The sequence below is a fragment of the Sphingomonas sp. GW821-FHT09E03 genome (genome assembly GCF_059416225.1).
Map to the genome: position 1 here is coordinate 308,494 of NZ_JBWKOS010000001.1, position 13,721 is coordinate 322,214.

Consider the following 13,721-nt stretch of genomic DNA (forward strand, 5'->3'; position numbering starts at 1 on the left):
GAGAGCGGGGGGGCATAAGGTCGCGATCCGGAATGAAAAACGAGCTTGGCGCCGACTGGTTCCAGCCTTTCTGCCTAAGCTGGAAAGTTTTTCAGTCGCGCCCGAGCACCGCGATCGCGATCTCATAGGCGCCGGTGAGCGGATCGTGATGCAGCGGCGAGCGGAGCTGGCGCGACAGGCCCTCCATCACCCGGCCGTAGCGCGTGGTTAGCATGGTGCGCAGCACGTCGCTCTCCACCAACGCGCGCGACACGACCCGCAGCAGGGCGCGCCCTTCGACCTCGGCCGGCTTGACCGCAACGCGTATCTGCGCGGCGGGATCGCAGCTCATTGCCAGTTCGATCATCTCGGTGACGAGGAACGCGACCGCGACCGCGACATCCTGATTGACCAGATAGGGATCGACGTCGAGCGCGATACCGATGCTGCTCGCGCCCTCCGGCGCGGTGGCGCGGATATTGGAGGAGAGCTCGCCGATGACCGGACGCAGGTTGAGCCCGCGATTGTCCTCCATCTCGGCGAAATGGTTGCGATGAACCACGGCGAGCGCGTCGACGCGGCGCTGGATCGAGGCATAGGCCGCGGTAGCGTCGGGACTGGGTGCGCCGCGGGCATGGAAGTTAATCAGGCTGGCGATCACCTGGAGGTTGTTCTTGACCCGGTGATGGACCTCGCGGGTGAGCTTGGTCTGGCGGATCACGCTCTCGGCGAGTCCGGCCTCGTGCAGCGCGACGGTGCGGCTGATCGCGCGGAAGGTTTCACCGAGCTCGCGGATCTCCTGCGCCGGCATCGGGCCGAGCGTGCCGGGATCGATCACCTCGCCCGGCGTATACGCCGCGACGCTCGCGCGGAGCCGGCGCAACGGCCGGATCAGCAGCCGATCGACCACCAGCCACGACAGGCCGGCGGCGGCGGCCCACATCAGCAGCGGCAGGGTGAGCGCGACCACGAACGACGAGGTGATCGGCGCGCTGCGGATGCTGGTCCGCAGCTTGAGGTCGCCCATGCCGAGATCGGTTTCCACCGTCTCGCTGCGATCGAGCGGGCCGAGATCCTCGATGGTCGCCAGCTGCAGCGTCTCATCGCCCTGTTCGAGCGCGCTGGCGAGCGGCATTGCCCGGCTGGCGGGGGTAGCAAGCTGGGCAAGGAAGGTCTGCGGGAAGAAGGCACGCGCGGTGGGGCCGCGGTGCACGCCCGGGATCGACAGGATCAGTCCGCGGCCCGGCACGATGGCGGCAGCGATCGGCCCCTTGCCGTCGACCGGCACCTGGCCTTCGAGGGCGTCGCCGCACAGCAGCCGACCGGCACGATCGGTGATCGAGAAGCGCGCGCCAGTGCTGGCCTGCTGCGCGAACACGCCCTGCGCGCGGGCGCAGCTAGGCGCGTCGGCCGAATCGGCCTGGAGCGCATTCACCGCGACGCGCAGTGCGGTCATGTCGCCGATCAGCTCGATCGAAATGGTGCGCGCGCTCTCATTGGCGGCAATGCGCAGCCGCGCGCGGGCATCAGCATCGGCGACCCGCCCGGTCTGCAGCGTCGCCCCGATCGCGATCAGGGCAAGGAGGAGCAGGGCGATGCTGATGGTAATGAACAGCTTGGCGCCGGTGGGCAGCCGAGATAGCGCGGACACGGGCGACATGGCCGCAACGGAAGCCGGCCCGTGGCGACGGGCGAACGGCGGAACAGCGTCGGGAGTGGAGGCCATGCCTCCTGCTAGGAGAGCTTGCTCAAGAGGTCGAGCATTTCATCAGGCACCGTCTCGTCGACGGTCTTCTGATAGGCCGACCGCAACGCAGAGCCCATGTCGCGGTCCTTGCTCTGGACCTTGGCAGGCGACTTCTTAGCAGGCGTCATCTTGTCCTTATCGCTGGCCAAATCCAACTCGTCCCCCTGGTGGCCCGGCGATCCAGGCAATCAAACGCAACAACACATAACCGACCATGCACGCTTCGCGCCGCCGATAATGGGCGGTGCATTGGCATAGAAGTGCCGGTGAAACCAAATTGGCTGTCGATGGTTCCACCTCCGCGCGAAAATTCCGCATGTCCGTGGGGGCGGGTGGGTTATTCGACAAACCGCATTGCAATGAAGCGGGCCCCTGCGCAGATGGGGCGCCCGCCCGGCGATAAGCCGGTCATCAGGAGTTTACACGACCCATGTCGCTTGGACAGCAACTCGCACCGCATCTTCCCTTCCTGCGGCGCTATGGCCGTGCCCTTACCGGCAGCCAGATTCAGGGCGACAAATATGTTCGGGCGACGCTGGAGGCGATCGTTGCCGCGCCCGACCAGTTCCCGCGCGATGTCGATCCGCGGCTGGGCCTCTACCGCATGTTCCAGGGCATCTGGTCGTCGGCAAACTCGGACGGCGAAGAGCAGACGTCGGCGAGCGATGCCGACAGCAGCGAGGCGGTGGCCCGTGCCCGGCTCGCGCGGATGACGCCGCTGTCGCGCCAGGCGCTGCTGCTGACCGCGATGGAAGGGTTTACGCCCGAGGATGCCGCCTATCTGATCCAGGTCGACACCAGCGAGGTCGAGACCCTGGTGTCCGAGGCGCTGGCCGAGATCGAGAAGCAGACCCGCGCCCGCGTGCTGATCATCGAGGACGAGCCGATCATCGCGATGGATATCGAGACGATCGTCCGCGACCTCGGCCATGAAGTGACCGGCGTCGCCGTGACCCGCGACGAAGCGGTCGCGCTCGCGATGGAAGACCGGCCCGGCCTGGTGCTCGCCGACATCCAGCTGGCCGATGACAGCTCGGGCATCGACGCGGTCAAGGACATCCTTGCCGAGTTCGAGGTACCGGTGATCTTCATCACCGCCTTCCCCGAGCGGCTGCTCACCGGCGAACGGCCCGAGCCGACCTTCCTCATCACCAAGCCGTTCCAGCGCTCGACGGTGAAGGCGGCGATCAGCCAGGCCTTGTTCTTCGATGAAAGCACCATCCCCGCAACGATGTAAGCGAACGGTTACGGACCCAAAACGGGTTTCGGTCGTTTAAGGGGCCATGGCTGACCCCGATGACACGGTGCACCTGAGCACCACCGAAGCCCGTGCCGGCGCAACGCCGGGGATGACCCGCTACATCCTCGGCGTGTCGCTCGTGCTGGTCATCGTCATCTTCGCGTTCCTGATCCTCAGGTAACGCAGGGTTTCTGCCCGCTTCACTGGAAATTATACCTGGGTCGTCCTATGTCTGCTTGCAGGCGGTACGCTAATGTCCCCGGTCTCGAACGGATTTGCATGACTCAGCCCGCTCCGCTTGATTACGACGACGAAGACGAGACGCCCGCTGCGCCCGTAGAGCATGTCGCGCTGTCCGATCCCGAGTTCAAAAAGCAGCTGGCGCAAGTCATTCCCCACCTCCGCGCTTTCGGCCGCTCGCTGTCGGGCAGCCGCGATCTCGCTGACGATCTCGTGCAGGAGACGTTGCTCAAGGCATGGGCGGCGCGCCAGCGCTTCCAGGCCGGTACCAACATGCGGGCCTGGACCTTCATCATCCTGCGCAATCTGTATCTCTCGCAGATGCGCCGCGCGCGGTTCAAGGGCGAGTGGGACGATCTGGTCGCCGATCGTATCCTCGCGGCGCCGGCGAGCCAGGATCGCCACGTCGAACTCGGCGACATGCAGCGGGCGCTGATGCATCTGCCGCAGCCGCAGCGCGAGGCCCTGATCCTGGTCGGCGCCGGTGGCTTCGCCTATGAAGAAGCGGCCGACATCTGCCAGGTGGCGGTCGGCACGATCAAGAGCCGGGTTGCCCGCGGCCGGGTTGCGCTGGAGACGATTCTCAGCGATGGATCGTTGCCGTCACGCCGCGATCATGAGGTGGATGCGAGCAAGACCGCGCTCGACACGATCATGGGCGAAGTCGACGAATTGAGCCGCGGTCACTGAACACGGACGATTGGTCGAGCCGGTGTTACGCCAGCTCCGCCGATCACCTTTACCGTTCGGTCAGTGGGTGACCCGTTCCAGACGCTTCAGCAGCGCGAGCATGTCTGCCGGCGTCGGCAGGTCACCGAATACCCCGCGCAGGGTGTGGCCCATCACATCGGTGCGGCGGGGCTGGCGGACGACGAAGTCGCCGCGGCGGGGCTGTCCCTCGATGTACGCGTTGTTGGTCATGCGGTCAGAACGATCGATAGGACGAAACGTTTCGTCGCATGACGGTTCGCGGTCAGCTAGGCTGCCTGAGCAGGAGGCGGCATGATCATCACCGGTGAAGCGGCGCGGATCGGCCAGGCGCTCGAGCGGGCGCGGGCCTATGCACCTTTCCTGTCGATGCTGCTTGATCGTGAGCCCGCCATCGCTGCGCAACTGAGCGCCGGCTCGCTCGATCTTGCCGCAAACAGCGCGGAGGCTGCGATGCCGGCGGCGCGGCGGCTGCGCCTGCAACGGCGAGCGCTGGCCTTGACCGTGGCGATCGGCGATCTTGCCGGCCTGCTCGATCTTACCGCGGTCACCGCGGCGCTCAGCGACTTCGCCGATCGTGCGCTCGGCGAGGCGATCCGCACCGCCATCCTCGAGCGGTCACCCGATGCCGAACCGAAGGGCCTGGCGGCGATCGCGCTCGGCAAGCAGGGCAGCCGAGAACTCAATTATTCGTCCGACATCGATCCGATCCTGGTGTTCGATCCGGCGACCTTGCCGCGACGATCGCGAGAGGAGCCCGAAGAGGCCGCGGTGCGGATCGGCCGCCGGGTAGTCGAGCTGCTTCAGGCGCGTGATGCCGACGGCTATGTGCTGCGGGTGGACCTGCGCCTGCGGCCATCGCCCGAGGTGACGCCGATCGTGCTCCCGGTGGAGGCCGCGATCAGTTATTACGAATCGCAGGCGCTGACCTGGGAACGTGCGGCGTTCATCCGCGCGCGGGCTGCTGCCGGGGATCTCAAGCTCGGCAGCTACTTCCTCGGTGCCATCCAGCCGTTCGTATGGCGTCGCGCGCTCGACTTCGGCACCATGGCCGAGATCCGCGACCTTACCCGCCGGATTCGCGATCACTATGCCAAGGGGCAGAGGCTCGGCGCCGGGTTTGATCTCAAGCGCGGTCGCGGGGGTATCCGCGAAATCGAGTTCTTCGCGCAAATCCATCAGTTGATCCACGGTGGTCGCGAACCTGCCCTGCGCGCGCCGGCGACGCGGGACGCGCTGGCGGCGCTGGCGAGTGCCGGATGGATCGATCCCGGCGACGCCGCGACCCTGAGTCACGCTTATGCGCTGCTACGGACGATCGAGCATCGCGTGCAGATGATCGACGATCGCCAGACCCACAGCCTTCCGTCGGGCGACGCGCTCGATCAGGTCGCCCGCCTGCACGGGGTTGCCGACGGTACCGCGTTGATCGCGCTGCTCGCGCCGCCCGTCGCAGCGGTAGCGCGGCTCTACGATGGTTTGGATGAGGGGGAGGAGCGTGACGAGAACGGGACGATGCCGCTCGCCACCGACCTTCTTGCCGAACGGCTGCAACAGGCGGGGTTCACCGATGGTGCGGCGGCCGCGCAGCGGATCGCGACCTGGCGTGGCGGCACCTATCCGGCATTGCGCAGTGCGCCAGCCCGCGAGGCGCTGGAGGCCGTGCTGCCGGTCTTGATGCCCGCGCTCGCCGCGGCGCCCGATCCCGGCGCAGCGCTGCTCCGGCTCGATGCGGTGCTCAGCCGGCTGTCCAGCGCGATCAACATCTTCCGGTTGCTCGAGGCGCGGCCGGGACTGGCAAGCTGGCTCGCGCAGATCTTGAGCCACGCCGCGCCGCTCGCCGATGCGCTGGGCCGACAGCCCGCGCTGCTGGATAGCCTGATCGACGCGAGCGCGCTGGAGCCGATGGGGGAGATCGCGGCCCTTGCCGACGAGATGCGCGGCGGCGAAGCGGTCGATTATCAGGCGCGGCTCGATCATGTTCGCCGCGTGGTGGGCGACAAGCGGTTCGCACTCGGCACGCAGATCGTCGCGGGCGCCGCCGATCCGCTGGCGGTAGCGGCAGGCCACGCGCGGGTCGCCGAGGCGGCGATCGACGTGCTCGCGGCGGCCACGGCCGACGAGTTCGCGCGCCAGCACGGCCGGGTGCCGGATAGCGAGTTGGTGATCCTCGCTTATGGCCGGATGGGCGGCGGGGTGCTCACCCACGCGTCCGACCTCGATCTCGTCTATCTGTTCACCGGCGATTTCATCGCCGAGTCCGATGGCGCCAAGCCACTCGGCGCGACGCTTTACTATACCCGGCTCGCCCAGCGGATCACCGCTGCATTGTCGGTGGCGACGGCGGCGGGGCCGCTCTACGCGGTAGACACGCGGCTGCGTCCGTCGGGCAGCCAGGGGCCGCTCGTCGTCTCGACGGACTCCTTCGCCCGCTATCAGCGCGAGGGCGCCTGGACCTGGGAGCATATGGCGCTGACCCGCGCGCGGGTGGTGTTCGGAACGGTCGCGGCGCGAGAGGCGGTGACCGCGGTCATCAACGCGGTTCTCTCGGGCGATCGCCCGCCACGCGACATCGCCGCCGATGCGATCGCGATGCGCGCCGAGATGGCCGCGCACAAGCCACCCACCGGGCCGCTCGATGCCAAGCTGTTGCCGGGCGGATTGGTGGATCTCGAATTCGCCGTTCACGTCGCGCAACTCGTTCACCGGACCGGCCTCGACCCGAACCTTGGCCGCGCGATCGAGCAACTCGCGGCGGCGGGGCTGATGTCGGTGACGCTCGGTGGGGCTCATGACCTGCTGACGCGGCTGCTGGTGGTGGTGCGGCTGGTCGCGCCCGACACCGCCGTGCCGCCGCCCGCCACCCAGGCGTTGATCGCCCGCGCGTTGAAGCTGGAGGACTGGCCGGCGGTGATGGCTGCCTTGTCGCGGACCCGAGACGAGGTTAGCCGCGCCTGGCAGCAGATGGTTGGAGCGAATTGATGGATCAGGGTGCCGCAATGCCGGATGTGGTGGTGACCGCGCAGGACGGCAGTCCGCTGCGCCTGCGCGATCTGCCGACCCCGGCGGTGATCTATTTCTACCCCAAGGACGACACGAGCGGCTGCACCCGTGAAGCGCAGGATTTCACCGCGCTCGCTGCCGATTTCGCAGCAGCTGGAGCGACGGTGCTGGGGTTGTCCAAGGATTCGCCCGCGAGCCACGCCAAGTTCGTCGCCAAGCATGACCTCGGCGTGACGCTCGCGAGCGACGAGAGCGGCGCGGCAGCCGAGGCGTTTGGCGTGTGGGGCGAGAAGCAGCTGTACGGCCGCACCTATATGGGGCTGGAGCGAGCGACCTTCCTGTTCGGCACCGACGGCACGCTGGTGCGGGCCTGGCGCAAGGTGAGGGTGGCCGGGCATGCCCAGGCGGTCCTCGACGTCGCCCAAGATTTGCCGGCTTAGCTGCCTAGCACTATCTTGCCCTTGGCGTGGCCGCTGCCCTGGTTGGCGAGGGTAAGGCGAAACGGCTTGTGCTCGTCGGTGGTGCCGACCAGGTCGTCGCCGTCCTGCGCCACGGTGAAGCCGACCTTGCCGAGCCGCTCCTGAAACCAGCCGCGGACCTGGTCTGCAGTGGCCGGGCTGGTGAAGGCGATGGTGACGCCGTCATCCTTGCCGCTGGCAACGTTGACGCCATCGATCGTCGAGCCGGGATAGAGGCGGACGCCGTTAAGGTCGAAGTCGCTGGCATCGAGCTGGATCTTGGGCAGCTTGATCTGCCCGGCGAAGCCCGGGATGTCGAACTTGACGTCGCCGGAGGTGCCATCGACCGCGGCGAGGGTGTTGCCGTCATCGGTGTTGATCGTCACCGATGTGCCCTGCTCCGGCTGATGGCAGGCGGCGAGCGGCAGCGCGGCGGCGGCAACGAGGAGCAAGTGGCGCATGGCAGGATCCCGCTTGTGTGTTGTGGAGGCAATACAGTGTAGCATGGCCATGCCGATGATCAAGCGGGGTGCCGAAGCTCGGCTCGACCGGCTAGGGCGGTCGGCATGACCGTTGTGCCTGCCACTACCTCCCCCGAGCCACCCGGCGCGCCGATTGGCTTTGCCGAGTTCGTCGCGCTGGTCGCCTCGCTGATGTCGCTCGGCGCGCTCGGCATCGATTCGATGCTGCCGGCACTGCCGGCGATGGGCCATGCGCTGGGAATCGATCTGGAGAACAAACGGCAGTTCATCGTCACCGCCTTCGTGCTCGGATTCGGTGTCGCGCAACTCGTCCACGGCCCGCTGGCGGATCGCTACGGCCGGCGCACGGTGCTGCTGTGGTCGCTCGGTGGCTACGCCATCGCCAATGTCGCCGCGGCGCTGTCGGGTAGCTTCGTGCTGCTGCTCACCGCGCGGGTGATCGGCGGCGCATTTGTCGCGGCGACGCGGGTGGCGACGGTGGCGCTGGTGCGGGATTGCTACCACGGCCGGGCGATGGCGCGGGTGATGTCGATCGCGTTCATGGTGTTCATGATCGTCCCCGTGCTCGCCCCCGCTTTCGGGCAGACGGTGCTGCTGTTCGCCAATTGGCGGGGGATCTTCTGGACGATCGCCGGGATCACGCTGGCGGTGTGGACCTGGTTTTTCCTGCGGATGCCCGAGACGCTGACCGCCGAGCGGGTGCTGCCGCTGTCGCCGGCCCGGATCGTCAACGGGTGGCGGACGACGCTGACCGATCGCTGGTCGGTGGGCTACATGCTCGCCTCGACCATGTTGATGGGGGCGCTGTACGGCTATCTCAACTCGATCCAGCAGATCATGTTCGACACCTTTGGCCGGCCGCGGCTGCTGGCGGTGATGTTCGCGGTGACCGCCTCGCTGATGGCGGCGGCGAACCTAGCCAACGCCCGGCTGGTGATGCGGCTCGGCACCCGGCTGATCAGCCACAGCGCGCTGACCGTGCTGATCGTGATGAGCGGGCTCCACCTCGCGGTGGCGCTGGGCGGGTATGAGTCGCTGTGGACCTTCGTGGCGCTGCAGGCGGTGACGATGGGTTGCTTTGGCCTGGCCACCTCCAACTTCTCGTCGATGGCGATGGAGAATATGGGCGCGATCGCCGGCACCGCCTCGAGCGTCCAGGGCTTTACCAGCGTGACCTTCGGCGCGATCATCGGCGTGGTGATCGGCCAGGCCTATGACGGCAGCACCGCGCCGCTTGCCGCGGGCTTCCTGATCGCCGGGCTGTGCGCGCTCGGGCTGGTCGCGGTGACCGAGCGGGGGCGGCTCTACCGACCCCAGTAACCGCCGCGGCGGAACCTGCGCCCGCGCCCGCCGTTCGCACTTGATCAACACAGCGGCCAATCAGGAGGCGATCATGGGCGGACATCAGGTGACGGGCCACGGCCCCGGCGACGACGGGTATGACGAGGAAGGCTATGACGAGAGCCAGCGCGCCGAGATCCTCGAGGCGACGCGCAACGGCCCGACCGATGGGCTGGTATTGACTGATCTCGATCCCGACCTCGGCGACGACGACGGCGAGGACGAGAATATCGACGATCTCGACATGGATTCCGAAGAGGTGGGCGAAAGCGACCCGACGGTGACCATGGACGAGGACGATATCGACGAAGACGATGCCCAGGACGGCTTCGACGATGACGACGCTGAGGACGACGATGACGATGAGGACCTCGACGACGCCGACGATGTCGCGTTGAAGCCCTGATCCCCTGGGTCCGCCGCAGGCGAACGCCGGTGCCGGCACGCCTGCCGACGGCGGGCGATCGGCGTGGTGCCGGGGTGCACGGCATGGTCCATTCTTCGAGAAGCAGCGGGATGCGTGGCGTCCTGCTTTCCCTGCTCGGCCTGGCCGCCTGCTCGGGCGGCGGCGGCCCCGATAACGCGCCCGATCTGGCCGGGGCTGCCAACCAGGCCGAGGCGACGGTCGCGCGCTATGCCGCCGCCAGCGATGCCGATCAGCGCGGCGCGGCGGCGGCGCGGCGCGATCGCGCGGCAGCGGCACCAGCCCCCGCTGTCGCGCCATCCGGCACGCCAAGTGCGGCCGAATCCGCGCCGGCGACCACTCAGCCCATTGAGCCCGGCCCGGCCGATGCCGCAGCGCTGGTGCGGCGTTATGGCGCGGCGATCGCCGCCGGCGATTATCGCGCCGCCTGGGCGATGTGGCAGGGCCACGGCCGCGCCTCCGGGATGAGCCTCGCCGCCTTCGCCGCGAGCTTCGCCGGTTATGCGCGCTACCAGCTCAGCGTCGGTATACCGTTCGATGCGGATGCCGGGGCAGGGCAACGCTACATCACCGTGCCGGTACGCGTGGCCGCGCGGCTGAAGACCGGCCGGCGGCTCGCGCTCGCCGGTCCGATCGTGCTGCACCGCGTCGCAAACGGCATCGACACCCCCGATCCAGCTGATCATGGTTGGGCGATCCAATCGGCCGATCTGGCTGCGGTCGGCAAGCCTGCGGGCTCGCAGACGGAGACGGCGGATGCCGTCGCAGCGTCGAACACCGCTGCGGATCAACATTGAACCCGTTGAGAAAGGCTGACAACAAGGCCTGACGCCATCAGCATGGCAGCATCTGCCGCACGATCGCCATGGTGTCGCCACGGTTCGTTCATGGGGCGGACAGCAACCGTTGCTCTTTGGCCACACCCGCGTGATTGTTCCCTTGTCATTGTCTTCGCAATGCAACAAAGGCCCGCACCCGCAGTTAGAGCGGACCTGGGCTGGCAGCGAGTAACGCCGACGCCGCCCGCGTTTAGGCAATACAAGGTTCAATACATCATGCGTAAGCTCACCCTCGCGGCTGCCGTTGCAGCCGTGGCCTTTGCCGTCCCCGCTTATGCGCAGGACATGTCCTCGACCGACGCCACCACCGCGCAGAGCGACAGCTCGCAGCGCATGGACGATGCTCCCAAGGCGCCGGACGGCAGCCGTGCATTCGGCATCGATCCCTATGTCGCCGTGATGGGCGGCTGGGAGCAGTTCGACAACGAGCGCAACCCCGCCGGCATCCCGCAGGCGGTGAACGCCAACGGCACGATCCGTCGCGGCTATAAGCTCGATGGCGCGCTGGTGCAGGGCATCGTCGGCTTCAACGTCCCGCTCGGGCCGGTGTTCGTCGGCGCCGAAGGCAATGTGGCCAAGAGCGTGTCGGGCGACATCGACTGGGAATATGGCGCCGCGGGCCGCTTCGGCTTCCGCGCTGGCGACAGCGGCCTGTTCTACGGCAAGGTCGGCTACCAGTGGGTCAACTTCGACCGCTTCGGCAAGGACAGCCCTGACTATAACGACGTGACCTATGGCATCGGCGCCGAGTTCGGCCCCAAGGACATCGGTCTCGGCGGCATCACCGGTCGTTCGGGCTTCCGTATCCGCACCGAGGTTTCGACCTTCGGCAGCGCACACAGCTTCCGCCCGATGGCGGGCCTGGTGACCCACTTCTAAGCCCAACCGGCTGAGAACGTTGAGGGGCGGGAGGCGGCTGCGGGCCGTTTCCCGCCCCTTTTTCGTGACCGGAATGCCGAGGCGGTCGGTTGGCGGGTGCGCAGGGCGGTCGCAAACCGCGACAGCTTTCCTACATCGGTGGCGATGGCAGGACGGGTGAAACGCAAGGCGGGATTGGCCGAGGCCGAGGCGCTCGCCGCACGGCGCGCGGCGGCAAACGATGCGGTGTGCGCCTTGTGCGAGCGGCCGCTCGGCGCGCGGGTTGAGTGGCATCATCTCGTCCCCAAGTCGCAGGGCGGCCGGATCACCGCGCCGGTCCATCCGATCTGCCACCGCACCATCCACGCGCTGTTCGCCAACGTCGACCTGGCGCGGACGCTCGCCGACCCGGCGGTGCTCCGCGCGCAGCCGGCGATGGCGCGGTTCCTCGCCTGGATCGCCGACAAGCCGGCCGATTTTCATGCGCCGACCAGCCGTGCGGGGCGGGAGCGCTAGGGCGGGGCAAAGCTCGACCCCATGTTGTGGCCAGTGTGTGGACCAGAGCTCCAGTCGGTCAGCCGTACCGATCCGTTCGTGCTGAGCTTGTCGAAGCGCGGTGAGTCTCAGGCCCTTCGACAGGCTCAGGGCGAACGGTTGGGTGAGGATCACTCCCCTGTTGCGTGACGCCGAAAACCGCGGAAATCTGCCGAAGGTCACACGAAAGTCTCACCTACCCGGCGAGCTCAGGCGACTTCGTTCGCCGGCGGCTGCGCTTCGTAATCGGACGCGCACAGATCCTCGCTGGGGCAGAGCGCCGGCGCGACGTCGGCGAGTTTCTCCAGCGCGCCCGGCAGCTGTGCGGTGGCGCTGGCGACGCGATGATCGCCGCGGCGGTTCATCATCGGCTGGCCGCCGAAGCGATCGGGCATGAGGTGGGTGAGCAGGAACATCATCAGCCGCTCGGAGGGCTGGCGGGTCTCGGAGACCAGCTTGCCGTCGCGCCAGATCGATTTGGGGATGCCGTTGATCGCGCGCTCGAACGCGAGTGTCATCAGCCGTCCGGTGGCGATCAGCAAGGCCGCATCCCAGGCGCGCGCGAACAGCGCGCCATTGGGATGGGCGCGCAGCCGATAGGCCGAGCGCGGGGTCATGTCGACCTCGTCGCAGGCGGTGGAGATGCAGCCGGTTTCGGCGAGCGTCTGGAGGAAAAGGCGCTGGCGCTCGGCGGTCCAGCCGTCGCGGCGCGGCGCGAGGCTGACGGGACGATAGTCGGCGAGGGGGTCTGCAGGCTTGGCGTGTGGCATGGCAAGGCTCCTCTGACGTGAGATGGAGCCGCACCACGTAACCATATCGGTTCGTGTAGGACAGCGCTTTATTGATCGACCAGATTGGCGATGGTCTTGAGATCGGCAGCGTCGACCGGGTCGCCGAGCGGATCGGTGAGGCCGGTCTGCCCGTTCTGCACCGCTGCGGTGTGGTTGCCGGCGGGCTTGGTGGATGAGGAGCCGGCGATGTCCACCGCGGCCCAGACGATCCCGCCGGCCCAGATCAGCGCCGTCCAGCGGCTGCGGAAGATGCGGGGGGAGGGGAGCATGGGGCGGGCATGGCATGGCGGCGGTTGCAGGGGTGTTGCGGGAGAGGGTTAAGAGGGAAGCGGTGTCAGACCCGGGCTTTGTCGCCGGCTCCGCTGCCCTGTTCTTACTCGTCGCCGTCTGCGGCTTCTCTTCCCGCTCGTAGCAGGAGGGGCGCGAAGCGCTGGAAGGGCAAGTAAAGCTCCTCGAACCGGGCGCTATGCTGCTGTTTGAGGTAGCGTGCCGGCCTTAATTCGCCAGCTGCAGAGACACGCCGCCGTGAGTTCGAGGCGACATGATGGAACAAGTGGCTTCGTCTTAGAATGGAACATCATCGTCCAAATCCATTTCAGATCCAGCCGTGAACCCCGCAGGTTTCGGACTATTGAAAATTGGTGTTCCTCCAAGTGACTTCAATATGACATCGATGGCCGCGTCAGCGCCACTTGCTTGACGCTTTGCCATCTCAAGAAGAGTTGCCATTACCGAAAAGTAGTTGTTTAGGCTAATTTTTGATGGACTTTGGCCGCGAAAGTAGCTATCAGAAAATGTGTCTACCTGATCGCCTGCCTCATTATAAACGGTAATGCGTATATCCGTTTCGAAGTTAGCGGACTCTTCGGTCAATTCAACTCTAAATCCACCAATACTTGTCCATACGTAATTTTTATCGTTGGATAAGCTCCAATCAATCTTCCCGCTTTCGGTATTAATATATAGCGTTTCGACAAGCCCACGAAGTTTTTCAAATGTGGTGCTCATAATGAATGACCCTCATGAACCTGCGCGCGTATCGCAACGATTAAGCCATGGTATTCCCGTACGGTTGCC

At 66.8% G+C, this 13,721-nt stretch carries 17 protein-coding genes; 10 read left to right on the forward strand and 7 right to left on the reverse strand.

The annotated features are described in order from the left end of the window. Window positions 1-91: 91 nt before the first annotated feature. Together AC07M8_RS01605 and AC07M8_RS01610 are read right to left on the reverse strand one after the other, a co-directional pair. On the reverse strand, window positions 92-1,639 hold the full coding sequence (locus AC07M8_RS01605; protein ID WP_495172706.1) for a sensor histidine kinase: 1,548 nt from the start codon (window positions 1,637-1,639) through the stop codon (window positions 92-94). A 74-nt stretch (window positions 1,640-1,713) separates the two neighbouring features. Continuing rightward, window positions 1,714-1,881, reverse strand: a complete 168-nt coding sequence (locus AC07M8_RS01610; protein ID WP_267397364.1) for a NepR family anti-sigma factor — start codon at window positions 1,879-1,881, stop codon at window positions 1,714-1,716. Between the two features lie 275 nt (window positions 1,882-2,156). Between AC07M8_RS01610 and AC07M8_RS01615 the strand changes: the two genes are divergently transcribed. The 3 genes from AC07M8_RS01615 to AC07M8_RS01625 all read left to right on the forward strand — a co-directional run bounded on the left by AC07M8_RS01615 (window position 2,157) and on the right by AC07M8_RS01625 (window position 3,896). Further along, window positions 2,157-2,963: a response regulator gene (locus AC07M8_RS01615; RefSeq protein WP_495172707.1), complete on the forward strand. Its 807-nt coding sequence runs from the start codon at window positions 2,157-2,159 to the stop codon at window positions 2,961-2,963. A 46-nt stretch (window positions 2,964-3,009) separates the two neighbouring features. After that, complete coding sequence (locus tag AC07M8_RS01620) at window positions 3,010-3,147, forward strand: hypothetical protein (RefSeq protein ID WP_495172708.1); 138 nt, start codon at window positions 3,010-3,012, stop codon at window positions 3,145-3,147. Between the two features lie 98 nt (window positions 3,148-3,245). Continuing rightward, window positions 3,246-3,896 (forward strand): sigma-70 family RNA polymerase sigma factor, encoded by a 651-nt coding sequence (locus AC07M8_RS01625; RefSeq protein WP_267397367.1) that lies wholly within the window; start codon window positions 3,246-3,248, stop codon window positions 3,894-3,896. Window positions 3,897-3,956: 60 nt separating this feature from the next. On the opposite strand, the gene AC07M8_RS01630 is transcribed toward AC07M8_RS01625, so the two are convergent. Continuing rightward, complete coding sequence (locus tag AC07M8_RS01630) at window positions 3,957-4,127, reverse strand: hypothetical protein (RefSeq protein ID WP_495172709.1); 171 nt, start codon at window positions 4,125-4,127, stop codon at window positions 3,957-3,959. Window positions 4,128-4,208: 81 nt separating this feature from the next. Here AC07M8_RS01630 and AC07M8_RS01635 point away from each other — a divergent pair, with 81 nt between their 5' ends. Both AC07M8_RS01635 and AC07M8_RS01640 read left to right on the forward strand, forming a co-directional pair. Then, window positions 4,209-6,896 carry a bifunctional [glutamine synthetase] adenylyltransferase/[glutamine synthetase]-adenylyl-L-tyrosine phosphorylase gene (locus tag AC07M8_RS01635; RefSeq protein ID WP_495172710.1) on the forward strand — a complete coding sequence of 896 codons (2,688 nt, stop codon included), beginning with the start codon at window positions 4,209-4,211 and terminating at the stop codon, window positions 6,894-6,896. Next, window positions 6,896-7,357, forward strand: a complete 462-nt coding sequence (locus AC07M8_RS01640; RefSeq protein WP_495172711.1) for a peroxiredoxin — start codon at window positions 6,896-6,898, stop codon at window positions 7,355-7,357. Before AC07M8_RS01635 ends, AC07M8_RS01640 begins: the two co-directional genes overlap by 1 nt. Here AC07M8_RS01640 and AC07M8_RS01645 read toward each other — a convergent pair. Next, window positions 7,354-7,836: a hypothetical protein gene (locus tag AC07M8_RS01645; RefSeq protein WP_495172712.1), complete on the reverse strand. Its 483-nt coding sequence runs from the start codon at window positions 7,834-7,836 to the stop codon at window positions 7,354-7,356. The two genes, AC07M8_RS01640 and AC07M8_RS01645, sit on opposite strands and share 4 nt — an antisense overlap. Window positions 7,837-7,941: 105 nt before the next feature. On the opposite strand from AC07M8_RS01645, the gene AC07M8_RS01650 reads away from it, so the two are divergent. From AC07M8_RS01650 to AC07M8_RS01670, 5 genes are all read left to right on the forward strand, one after another. Beyond that, window positions 7,942-9,177: a multidrug effflux MFS transporter gene (locus tag AC07M8_RS01650; RefSeq protein ID WP_495172713.1), complete on the forward strand. Its 1,236-nt coding sequence runs from the start codon at window positions 7,942-7,944 to the stop codon at window positions 9,175-9,177. Window positions 9,178-9,250: 73 nt separating this feature from the next. Further along, a complete protein-coding gene (locus AC07M8_RS01655) occupies window positions 9,251-9,604 on the forward strand; it encodes a DNA primase (RefSeq protein WP_495172714.1) in 354 nt (117 codons plus the stop codon). A 110-nt stretch (window positions 9,605-9,714) separates the two neighbouring features. After that, window positions 9,715-10,419, forward strand: a complete 705-nt coding sequence (locus AC07M8_RS01660) for a hypothetical protein (protein WP_495172715.1) — start codon at window positions 9,715-9,717, stop codon at window positions 10,417-10,419. A 258-nt stretch (window positions 10,420-10,677) separates the two neighbouring features. Further along, window positions 10,678-11,340: an outer membrane protein gene (locus AC07M8_RS01665; RefSeq protein ID WP_495172716.1), complete on the forward strand. Its 663-nt coding sequence runs from the start codon at window positions 10,678-10,680 to the stop codon at window positions 11,338-11,340. 144 nt (window positions 11,341-11,484) lie between these two features. Beyond that, window positions 11,485-11,835 carry an HNH endonuclease family protein gene (locus tag AC07M8_RS01670; protein ID WP_267397383.1) on the forward strand — a complete coding sequence of 117 codons (351 nt, stop codon included), beginning with the start codon at window positions 11,485-11,487 and terminating at the stop codon, window positions 11,833-11,835. 227 nt (window positions 11,836-12,062) lie between these two features. On the opposite strand, the gene AC07M8_RS01675 is transcribed toward AC07M8_RS01670, so the two are convergent. The 3 genes from AC07M8_RS01675 to AC07M8_RS01685 form a co-directional block, all read right to left on the reverse strand. After that, window positions 12,063-12,623 carry a hypothetical protein gene (locus tag AC07M8_RS01675; protein ID WP_495172717.1) on the reverse strand — a complete coding sequence of 187 codons (561 nt, stop codon included), beginning with the start codon at window positions 12,621-12,623 and terminating at the stop codon, window positions 12,063-12,065. 68 nt (window positions 12,624-12,691) lie between these two features. Further along, entirely contained in the window at window positions 12,692-12,913 is a 222-nt protein-coding gene (locus AC07M8_RS01680; protein ID WP_495172718.1) for a hypothetical protein, read from the reverse strand. A gap of 295 nt (window positions 12,914-13,208) precedes the next feature. Then, entirely contained in the window at window positions 13,209-13,652 is a 444-nt protein-coding gene (locus AC07M8_RS01685) for a hypothetical protein (RefSeq protein WP_495172719.1), read from the reverse strand. Window positions 13,653-13,721 lie beyond the last annotated feature (69 nt).

Bases quoted from the DNA above. Each gene is read 5' to 3' on its own strand.
- AC07M8_RS01605 (WP_495172706.1), bottom strand. From the start codon at position 1,639: ATGTCGCCCGTGTCCGCGCTATCTCGGCTGCCCACCGGCGCCAAGCTG.
- AC07M8_RS01615 (WP_495172707.1), top strand. From the start codon at position 2,157: ATGTCGCTTGGACAGCAACTCGCACCGCATCTTCCCTTCCTGCGGCGC.
- AC07M8_RS01620 (WP_495172708.1), top strand. From the start codon at position 3,010: ATGGCTGACCCCGATGACACGGTGCACCTGAGCACCACCGAAGCCCGT.
- AC07M8_RS01625 (WP_267397367.1), top strand. From the start codon at position 3,246: ATGACTCAGCCCGCTCCGCTTGATTACGACGACGAAGACGAGACGCCC.
- AC07M8_RS01630 (WP_495172709.1), bottom strand. From the start codon at position 4,127: ATGACCAACAACGCGTACATCGAGGGACAGCCCCGCCGCGGCGACTTC.
- AC07M8_RS01635 (WP_495172710.1), top strand. From the start codon at position 4,209: ATGATCATCACCGGTGAAGCGGCGCGGATCGGCCAGGCGCTCGAGCGG.
- AC07M8_RS01640 (WP_495172711.1), top strand. From the start codon at position 6,896: ATGGATCAGGGTGCCGCAATGCCGGATGTGGTGGTGACCGCGCAGGAC.
- AC07M8_RS01645 (WP_495172712.1), bottom strand. From the start codon at position 7,836: ATGCGCCACTTGCTCCTCGTTGCCGCCGCCGCGCTGCCGCTCGCCGCC.
- AC07M8_RS01650 (WP_495172713.1), top strand. From the start codon at position 7,942: ATGACCGTTGTGCCTGCCACTACCTCCCCCGAGCCACCCGGCGCGCCG.
- AC07M8_RS01655 (WP_495172714.1), top strand. From the start codon at position 9,251: ATGGGCGGACATCAGGTGACGGGCCACGGCCCCGGCGACGACGGGTAT.
- AC07M8_RS01660 (WP_495172715.1), top strand. From the start codon at position 9,715: ATGCGTGGCGTCCTGCTTTCCCTGCTCGGCCTGGCCGCCTGCTCGGGC.
- AC07M8_RS01665 (WP_495172716.1), top strand. From the start codon at position 10,678: ATGCGTAAGCTCACCCTCGCGGCTGCCGTTGCAGCCGTGGCCTTTGCC.
- AC07M8_RS01670 (WP_267397383.1), top strand. From the start codon at position 11,485: ATGGCAGGACGGGTGAAACGCAAGGCGGGATTGGCCGAGGCCGAGGCG.
- AC07M8_RS01675 (WP_495172717.1), bottom strand. From the start codon at position 12,623: ATGCCACACGCCAAGCCTGCAGACCCCCTCGCCGACTATCGTCCCGTC.
- AC07M8_RS01680 (WP_495172718.1), bottom strand. From the start codon at position 12,913: ATGCTCCCCTCCCCCCGCATCTTCCGCAGCCGCTGGACGGCGCTGATC.
- AC07M8_RS01685 (WP_495172719.1), bottom strand. From the start codon at position 13,652: ATGAGCACCACATTTGAAAAACTTCGTGGGCTTGTCGAAACGCTATAT.